Annotated in this window: 8 protein-coding genes and 1 pseudogene; 3 read left to right on the top strand and 6 right to left on the bottom strand. The window is 42.5% G+C overall.

The genetic code is table 11. The features are described 5' to 3' along the window. Positions 1-180, bottom strand: a pseudogene (locus J6U00_RS13785) (aminotransferase DegT); the annotation flags it as partial. Positions 181-902: 722 nt separating this feature from the next. Here J6U00_RS13785 and J6U00_RS13780 point away from each other — a divergent pair. After that, positions 903-1,160, top strand: a complete 258-nt coding sequence (locus J6U00_RS13780) for a hypothetical protein (RefSeq protein ID WP_296582766.1) — start codon at positions 903-905, stop codon at positions 1,158-1,160. 114 nt (positions 1,161-1,274) lie between these two features. Here J6U00_RS13780 and J6U00_RS13775 read toward each other — a convergent pair whose 3' ends face one another. The 5 genes from J6U00_RS13775 to J6U00_RS13755 all read right to left on the bottom strand — a co-directional run bounded on the left by J6U00_RS13775 (position 1,275) and on the right by J6U00_RS13755 (position 4,538). Beyond that, complete coding sequence (locus J6U00_RS13775) at positions 1,275-1,523, bottom strand: spore coat protein CotJB (protein ID WP_296582765.1); 249 nt, start codon at positions 1,521-1,523, stop codon at positions 1,275-1,277. After that, a complete protein-coding gene (locus J6U00_RS13770; RefSeq protein WP_296582762.1) occupies positions 1,520-1,774 on the bottom strand; it encodes a spore coat associated protein CotJA in 255 nt (84 codons plus the stop codon). Before J6U00_RS13770 ends, J6U00_RS13775 begins: the two co-directional genes overlap by 4 nt. 158 nt (positions 1,775-1,932) lie before the next feature. Next, on the bottom strand, positions 1,933-2,544 hold the full coding sequence (locus tag J6U00_RS13765; RefSeq protein WP_296582760.1) for a hypothetical protein: 612 nt from the start codon (positions 2,542-2,544) through the stop codon (positions 1,933-1,935). 18 nt (positions 2,545-2,562) lie between these two features. Further along, entirely contained in the window at positions 2,563-3,231 is a 669-nt protein-coding gene (locus tag J6U00_RS13760) for a hypothetical protein (RefSeq protein ID WP_296582757.1), read from the bottom strand. 5 nt (positions 3,232-3,236) lie between these two features. Beyond that, complete coding sequence (locus J6U00_RS13755) at positions 3,237-4,538, bottom strand: SPFH domain-containing protein (protein ID WP_296582755.1); 1,302 nt, start codon at positions 4,536-4,538, stop codon at positions 3,237-3,239. Positions 4,539-4,964: 426 nt separating this feature from the next. Between J6U00_RS13755 and J6U00_RS13750 the strand changes: the two genes are divergently transcribed. Both J6U00_RS13750 and J6U00_RS13745 read left to right on the top strand, forming a co-directional pair. Beyond that, positions 4,965-6,335, top strand: a complete 1,371-nt coding sequence (locus J6U00_RS13750) for a DUF3887 domain-containing protein (RefSeq protein ID WP_296582754.1) — start codon at positions 4,965-4,967, stop codon at positions 6,333-6,335. Between the two features lie 365 nt (positions 6,336-6,700). After that, positions 6,701-8,761, top strand: a complete 2,061-nt coding sequence (locus tag J6U00_RS13745) for a BspA family leucine-rich repeat surface protein (protein ID WP_296582752.1) — start codon at positions 6,701-6,703, stop codon at positions 8,759-8,761. The last annotated feature ends 207 nt before the right edge of the window (positions 8,762-8,968 follow it).

Genomic DNA, 8,968 nt, shown 5'->3' with positions numbered 1-8,968 from the left:
CTTTACTCCTGCGTACTCTGCGATAAGTCTTTCTACCTCGTTGATATTCTCTCCTGCTGTCGTGATCCAGTTCTTTTCAAACGCATCATTCACCCACTTCTGCTCGTCACCGTGCATAGTAGGAGAGGAAAGCCATATTTTATTTTCCAATGGTTTGATATTACTTTTGTTTACAAACATTTACTGCCTCTTCTCCTATCCACCTACTGTAAAATACGCTCCCGTCCGAAAAGGAAAGGCAGCATAAACAGCAGGTAATGTCATTTATCCCTGCAGACAGAACTCTGCCGCCCGCATATCCAGCCAATTTCCCACCAAATATACAGACGACCGACCATTTTGATATTTCAATAAAGCTTTGATGATCTTGTGTCGTGTTAAACCTTATCCTGCCCTTAAAGGCAGCAGCTTGTGTTTATATTTATTAAACTGCTCTTTATAGTAAATACAATACTATGTATATTAATGAAGTCTGAACATATATATATACTGCACAAACAAATACTTCCCCGTATTCTGTCCGTGCCTTTAAGAAATCATAATAAACACATTGTAAAGCATCCAAAACCTGTACTTTTTAATTATAACCTTTGACAGTAAAAAAAGCAAGCGGAAAAATCGGGGAATTCTGAGACCATAAAAATTTTTGTCATTTTTCACAAAAATATCATTTTACTCGTTGTCAATATGTTACGAAAGATTATACAATACGGATTTTTTAGCATTTCGTTTAAAATTTGTATAACCTATTTAAAGTATATAAAAAATATGTCATTTTTGAGCTATGTCCGGTTCATAAACAGCCGCACATGCGATATATCGTCTATCACTGATTTTTCATCAAAGTCAAGTCGGACAAGCAACATTACATATAATATGACAGTAAGGAGATGATATAACAGATGAAAAAGCCAATAGAAAAGCAAACCCTATATGAACGCTCGGAATACGATATCATAAGCGAAACCATGACCAATCATGAACTGACCACTGTTATCAGATTACGCAATAGCGGTACAATGGTAATATGCCGGATACCAACACATACACATGATGAGGATACAAAGCTTTCATCAGGGCTTACATATGCACTTATGCAATTGTTTTTCACTGGACAGGACATAAGCCACATTAAAAATATGGAGATACTCACAGATTAATGCCATTAAAGCAAATAAACCAGCAATAAGAATTGAACTCCTGACTGCTTTCTTTTATTATAGTATCAATGTACAACATGGATATGATACTTTTTTCTCATACTGCCACATATATTAACTCCTTTCCCATGGCCACGGATCGTCTGTCCATGTCCAGTTTTCAGTGCTTGTCACCTGTTCCGGAACGATCGGTCCGAAACGACGTGCAAACTCGTCTGATGCCTTTTTACGCAATTCCCTGTATTTCTGGAACATTACAAGAGCTCGGCGGCATTCAGGATGGGTGTCGAGATATAGATTCAGCTCTTTAAGCGTAAAATCGTATTTTTTTATCTTATTCAGAAGCATTCTCCTCTCGTTCATTTGCCGTCGCCTCCTCCGATAAATGGCAGATCGAGCTGAGGGAAAAGTGTTCCTTTGCTAAGTGCCTCGTCGTCGCCGTAAGTTTCGCCCCACTGCTGCCATGGTACATAGGCCATTGCAAGAGGCACGTTTTTCGCAAACACTTGGTCGTTGCCTGTATTATTTCCGCTGTCGTTCATAACAGTCTCAGAGACCATCTCACGTTCACGCAAGAACATATCTTCTATATTATCAAAAAGATCAAGATTCATGATTGAGTCCTCCTTTCCGCACGGAGAACCTGTGCAGAGGTCCTCCGCACATTTTATAATATGAGCATAACCGGCAACAGGTTACAAAAAAAGCCGTTGGGAAGACGATACTTCCTTACGGCTTTTCAACTCGTACAATTATTAAAATTCAAACGTGTTCAGGCATTGAGAATATTTCCGCAATATTCGCACTCGCAGCTTGTTCCTTGAGTTATAGCCGCAGTAGCACCGCAGCCCGAGCAAGTAACAGTAACAGTAACAGTAGCCCTACCCATAACCTCCACAGGAGGAGCTACACGCCTCATGAGATTGAGAGTATGTGTGGTATCGTCAATGGAGGCGCCCTTGAATACATCCTTTGCAATAAGCGTAGCCAACTCTCCGCGGCAGGTGCCGTAAGGGATACCACAGGCATTTGCCATAGTATCAATATTGTCGATATGCTGATTTACGACCATATCAATGTATTTCTTGTACCTTTCTATCTTTCCATCGTTCTTTTTGCCATAAATGAATACTGCAACAGCTCCTATAAAGTATAGCATCGCACCTCCAAATGAGGAATTAGATCCACTCAAGCATAACAAGCCCATAACGCCAAGAACACCCGCAACTATACATGCTGTCTTGAAGTCAAGACCTCCTACGAACATTCCCCGCTTTGAAGCTCTTGAACGGCTGACTATCAGGTATATCCCGATAGGCCAGAATATTATAAATGCAAGTATTATAACTACAGTCTGATGATACCATTTCTGATTAACGGTCATATTGTTTTCCCCCTTGGATTAAAAGTTTGATCTCAGCTTGAGCTTGGATTCTCTCTCAGAAGAGAGCTTGTCTATCCTTGAACATACAGAAGCTATTGTCTGCTCATCGTTGGCAGTGACAGCCTTTCCAAGCTCATTCACAGCATCTGCTATATCTCTCTCAATACCTGCCACCTCAGGAGAACTTGTTACCTGCCCGGAAGCAATCGCGTCAAAAGCCTTGTCTATGGTCTTCTTATAAGGCGCGGAAAAAGGAACATTTTTCTGTATGCCCTTGAAGGTCTCCAGCACAGACTTGAAGTTTATCAAGTCCGCACCGCGCTGCTCCTGCTGCTGTTCAACATGAGCATTGCCAGACAGAGTGGCGTACAAGAACACTATAAAGATACCAATAACAGCAAGATGTACTACCGTAGCCCAAGCCGCGCTGTCAAATCTTGCACATACAAGAGCCGCTATAGTCTCGCAAACAAGGAATGCAATGGCAACCATAAATATATTCAGCTTACTTGCAAGCTTTTCGTTCTTTGAACCGAAACTAAAGGTACAAGCTGCAAACAGCACTGCAAACATCAGAAAGCAGTAATTTACCCAGAATACATCGGAGCGGTCATTGACTACAACAAATATACCTATATTCAAAATAGCTATCAAAAACAATGATACTAAAAGATTTCCTTTTTTCATGACGCTCACTCCATTCTGTTTCCACATCTGCCGCAGAACTTCATACCGTCTGCGACCTCAGCACCGCATTTCGGACAGATATTAGGTTTTTTCTCAACAGGAGCTCCGCACTGTCCACAAAACTTCATACCATCAGGTATCTCAAATCCGCAGTTAGCGCATACTCGCTTTGGCTTTTCCATAAGCGCTCCGCACTGTCCGCAGAATTTCATTCCCTTCGGAACAGAAGCACTGCATTTCGGACATATTACAGTATCGCCCTGAACAGCCTCTCCTGCACCCTGAGGAGCTGAAAGCGCTCCAACGCCGCCACCTCCGGGATTTGCCATATCAGCCATCATACCACCAAGAGCACGTCCTACATTGAGGCCAATGCCTGCATTTATGAAAGCACTTCCCGCTCCTGTATTTTCTGCAGCTGAATGGAGTATCTCAGCTGTTTCCTGGCGAGCCCAGCCATTTCCGCCGTCCTGATCGCGTATCTTCATACGCTCATAGTCAGCCTGAGCGCCCTGACCGGAAATATATCTTTCAGCCTCTGATCTTTCGCGGCTGAGGGCAAAGTCGAGCCTTGCCTCTTCCATTCTCTGCTCACGGCTGAACATCTTTTCCTGACGCTCACGGCGCATTTTAACAACAGAGAGGTAATTCTCATCTTCAATAACACCTATCGTCTCAATATAGAAATTTATGAGCTCCATACCATATTCGTCAAGCACCTCATGGAGCGATCCTTTTACGCCATCAGCAAGAGCTTTCTTTTTATTGCATATTACAATGGTCTCTTCATCGGAAGAGGTTATGTACTCAGCAAGCTGATCGGAAATATTCTGAACAAAAGCTATGCGGAAATTCTTCTTTAAATCGTTTTCTGACGCATAAGCATTTGCACCAACGAATTTAAGGAAGAACTTCTTTACGGCCTTTACAGCTACCGTATACGAACCCCTTGCCTGTACCTGAAAATAGGTCTGCCAATATGGGTCAAGCACCGTTACAGGATCGGGAGTCCCCCACTTCTGTTCAAGGTGATGCTGAGTATTTACAAAATATATCTTACAGCTGTATCTGCTGACGCCTCCGCTGAGGAGAGCTGACTGGAGCTTTGTGAGAAAAGGGAAATTCTCTGTAGTAAGAGTATATTTTCCCGCAGTAAATACCTGTTCGATAACGCCATCCTTCATAAATAGGGCTTCTTCGTACTCGGCAACTATCAGCTGAGCGCCGGTGTTGAAGTCCTCGTTGGGGTACTTGAAGCAAAGCACAGCGCCGGGAGCAGTATTTTTAATGACTTCTGTAATTGGCATTCCAATACACCTTTCCTTTCCATGCAGGGACAAGCCGCTTCCCTTCATGTATTATCTATCCATATCCTGAAAGCGTCGGAAATTTATTGAAAAGCCGTTTTTTCAATTCCCTGCGACGCTTATCCTATTCATGAATTATAACATTTTTTTCATTTTTTTTCAAGTATGTACGGCTAATATTAATTTACAACATATTTTTTTGTTATTTTATACAATGCACAGCTGTATCAATTGTTAAAAGTGCAGTATACATATTTGCAAGTCAGGCCTCTATAATAAATATAAAAAATATAACCTTTTATACACTCCCGAGTATGATAATTACTCTATCACGCGGAACGTTGACTTGTTATGCATGATGTGTTATAATTAACAAAAAATAGACCTAAAATACAGTATACCGAAAAATTTTTATGGAGTGATAAAATGGAAATCAAACGAATGATCGCCGCAGTTTCTGCAGCAGCTCTGCTGACTGGATGCAGCAGCACCAAACCGTCAGACAGCAGCGAGCGGCCTACGGCTACAGCAACGACTGCCACACAGGTGGAATCGACCACACAGGCCGAAACTTCCACCGAATCTGATACGGATATTGTTGAGCTGTCTAGAAAGCTCTGTACCGACATGGCTGAAGGCAATTACAAGACTTCATTCGACTTATTTTCAGATAATATGAAAGCTGCCGTATCAGAGGAGGCTCTAACTTCTAGTTGGAAACAGGTAAAGGCGGTTACAGGAGAATTCAAGGAACTCCTTGATACACAGCACGAAACCGATCCAAACAGCGGAATGAGCATGACGACTACCAATCTCCGTTTTGAAAATAAGAACCTTGTGATATATATCGCCTTCAGCACGGAAAGGCTGATTGAGGGGATGTATATGAACTTCGCGCAGGACGAGATAACCCCCGAGGATAATGATATCTACACAGAGACTTCTATCAAGGTCGGTGAATACGAGCTGGATGGTATGCTAACCATGCCAAAGAATATCGAAAAACCGCCTGTTGTCATACTTATACAGGGCTCCGGGCAGACGAACCTCAACGAGGACGCTGGCATTTGCGCTCCTTTCAAGGACATTTCCCACGACCTTGCTGAAAAAGGCATAGCGACTATCCGCTATAACAAGCGCTTTTTCCAGTATCCTGAGCTTGGCACCGATGATGTCACAGTAGATGATGAGGTTCTCAATGACGCAGATGCCGCCGTAAAACTTGCCCAGCAGTACGCTGACGATGGCAAGGTGGATGGCATATTCGTACTCGGTCACAGCCTCGGCGGAATGCTCGCTCCTTCCATAGCTTCACGCAACAGTGCCGTAAAAGGTATCATATCATTGGCGGGAACTCCCCGAAAACTCGGCGAGGTATGGCTAGAGCAGCTTGCTCCTCAGCTTGAAGCCGCAGAAGGAGATACAAAGAAGTACGTAGAAGAACTTATTGACCAGATAGAAACCATGAGAGACAAAAGAGAGCTCAAGGAGAAAAAAAATCCCGAGCCATATAACATCTCCTTCGGTGTCCCCTACTGGACGTCTCTTGATGCTATCGATCCTGCCGGCGTTGCAAGGGAGCTCGATATTCCCATGCTCTTCCTTCAGGGTAGCGCCGACACACAGGTATTTGCAGACAAGGATTTCGCTATGTGGAAGGAAAAGCTCTCAGACAGGCCAAAGTGCCAGTTCAAACTGTATGATGGGCTTGGCCACTTCTTCGACTGTGAAAATGGACATATCAACAGCCACGTCATCGAAGACACAGCAGACTTCATAAAGGCTTCACTTAAATGATATAACATAAAAATCAGTCCTTTAGTAAGTCTGCCTTAACTATAAAAGTCCTCACCGAGCCTGAAATATCAGGCTCGTTTTTTTGGCTTATTTTAGCCAAGTCCTCTCCCATCTTCCGCTTTTTCTTCTTCTCCCCAAAGCAATATATGATAACTTCCGATTTAAGCCGCAATATTTGGCTTGACTTATTCGTGAACTTTTTATAAAATTTACTTGTTTACGGAATACAATTTGTTGAAAGCCGCGCATTTTATACAACCATTTACTCATCTCACTAATCTTTTAACTTAACACACCTGGTTTCGTAAATTTCAGTTCAGGATTAATTTACTGAGCTGTATATCTATAAACAAGGAGATGTAGTAATGGAAAAGAATCTGATGAAGAAAACCGCAGCAGCAATCATGGCTGTTGCACTGACAGGCACTGCCTTATACGCACCTGTCGGAGGTAAATCAACTCCCGTCAATGTACTTACAGCACACGCCGAGGAAGCAGCTTCCACAGCAAGCTTCGATGAGGAAAACGGTGTTCTCACACTTAGCGGTAATGTTGTAAAAAGTGACGTCCAGACTTGGAAAAAGAACTCGGCAGTAACAAAGGTAGTCTGCGCAGAAGGTGCTAAGCTTCCGGCTGACTGCTATAACCTTTTCGGTTGGTTTTATGCCACAGAGATTGACCTTTCAAATGCTGATACCTCCGGTGTCACAAGCATGAGAAGTATGTTTTATGAGTGCAGGAACCTTAAAACAGTTAAATTCGGCGCTATCAATACATCTAATGTCACAAACATGGGGGGAATGTTCAATTACTGTAATTCTCTCGAATCTGTTGATCTCAGTAGCTTTAATACATCAAATGTAACGGACATGAGCTGGATGTTCAACGGTTGCAGAAAGCTGACATCACTTGATGTGACCGCACTTAATACAAGCAAAGTCAAGGATATGTCCTCTATGTTCTCCGATTGTTCAGGTCTTGCTACAATTGATCTGAGCAAGTTTGATACTTCATCTGCAACAAATATCGGTCATTTATTTGACGGCTGTTCAGGTCTGACCTCGATTGACTTAAGCAACTTCGATACCTCAAATGTGACCTATATGTACGGTGTATTCCTCAGGTGCAGCTCTCTGACATCTCTTGATGTAAGTAGTCTTGATACCTCAAAGGTAACAAATATGACGCACTTATTCTCAAAGTGTTCCAAGCTAACTTCTTTGAATCTTGGCAACATCGACACATCAAAAGTTGAGCAGTTTGCTTATATGTTCAACGACTGCACCAGCCTTAAATCAATTGATCTCGGCAAGTTCAACACAAGCTCAGCAACAAATATGGCCGATATGTTCTCAGGCTGTTCGTCACTTGAATCACTTGATCTCAGCAGCTTTGACACAAGCTCGGTAACTTCTATGGGCTATATGTTCTCAGGCTGTTCGTCACTCAAATCCCTTGATCTCAGCAGCTTTAATACCTCTAATGTAAAAATAATGACTGATATGTTCCGCACATGCAAAGCTCTTGAATATGTTGACCTTAGTGGATTTGACACATCTTCGGTTACTGATATGAAGAATATCTTATACGGCTGTAATGCGCTCAAGCCTAATATGATCTTCCTCAGAGGACAGAGCATCACTCTTGACGGCTACCTCGGAGCAAATATTTATATCGAACCCTGCCAGAACCTTGCAAAGGTTGTTCTCAGCGGACCTAACGGAGATATAGAGTATTCCGGTAACGAGTTCAATGATCTAACACAGGAAAGCGGAATATATAAATTCACATACCTTATAAATGCTACTCAGGCAAATGATGAAATAACTCTCAGGGCTTATGACAAGGATGGCAGACAGCTTATCGTATGCAAGTCCACAAACGATCTCAGCAACCTTTCACAGGCTGAATGCACAGTTCAGGGCTACATAGAAGCCATAAAGAAGGACGACGCTTACAAGACAGTTGATAATCTCGAAGCTCTCATTGATGGTCTTGAGAACTTCTGCAAGGCTGCTGATAATTACTTCAACGGTGCTCATAACGAGATCGCAGGTATATCTGAAGTGAAGGCATCAGACCTTATAGCCTATGAGCCTGGCTTTGATGCAGATATACAGCTCTCTCTCGTTCTGAATTCACAGACTGCTGCAAGAGTTTACACAAACAGCAGTAATGTACTTATCGACGATAAGGCAGCAGACGCAAAGATAAAGAACGAAAAACAGTATTATGAGATTACAAATATCGCTGCACATCAGCTGTGTGATATGCATACAGTTACAATAGACGGCGCAAAATATGATTTTGGTGCCCTCTCTTATGTATACCGCGTTCTGAACAATAAGGACGCTAACGATGCTCTTGTTGATATGGCAAAGGCAACCTACGTTTATGCCGTATCTGCAAACAAATATAAAGACTAATTTACGAAAGGAATAGTAACATGAAAGAAAAGTACACTGCTCCCGAAATGGAGATAATCACATTTGAGAATGATGATGTTATCACTACAAGCGAGCCGGAGCTCGAACTCCAGTAAAATATGATTTACAAAGCCCCGGAGCAGCTGTACAGCTGCTCCGGGGCTTTGTAAATCATATTTTACTGGAGTTCGAGCTCCGGCTCGCTTG

The organism is Ruminococcus sp. (assembly GCF_017650195.1).
Taxonomy (GTDB): Bacteria; Bacillota; Clostridia; order Oscillospirales; family Ruminococcaceae; genus Ruminococcus.
The sequence above is the reverse complement of the archived record's forward strand: the minus strand, read 5'-3'. Positions and strand labels throughout refer to the sequence as shown.

What these genes read in the sequence shown, in the direction of transcription:
- J6U00_RS13760 (WP_296582757.1), bottom strand. Translation starts at nt 3,231, where the DNA reads ATGAAAAAAGGAAATCTTTTAGTATCATTGTTTTTGATAGCTATTTTG.
- J6U00_RS13750 (WP_296582754.1), top strand. Translation starts at nt 4,965, where the DNA reads ATGGAAATCAAACGAATGATCGCCGCAGTTTCTGCAGCAGCTCTGCTG.
- J6U00_RS13745 (WP_296582752.1), top strand. Translation starts at nt 6,701, where the DNA reads ATGGAAAAGAATCTGATGAAGAAAACCGCAGCAGCAATCATGGCTGTT.
- J6U00_RS13755 (WP_296582755.1), bottom strand. Translation starts at nt 4,538, where the DNA reads ATGCCAATTACAGAAGTCATTAAAAATACTGCTCCCGGCGCTGTGCTT.
- J6U00_RS13765 (WP_296582760.1), bottom strand. Translation starts at nt 2,544, where the DNA reads ATGACCGTTAATCAGAAATGGTATCATCAGACTGTAGTTATAATACTT.
- J6U00_RS13780 (WP_296582766.1), top strand. Translation starts at nt 903, where the DNA reads ATGAAAAAGCCAATAGAAAAGCAAACCCTATATGAACGCTCGGAATAC.
- J6U00_RS13770 (WP_296582762.1), bottom strand. Translation starts at nt 1,774, where the DNA reads ATGAATCTTGATCTTTTTGATAATATAGAAGATATGTTCTTGCGTGAA.
- J6U00_RS13775 (WP_296582765.1), bottom strand. Translation starts at nt 1,523, where the DNA reads ATGAACGAGAGGAGAATGCTTCTGAATAAGATAAAAAAATACGATTTT.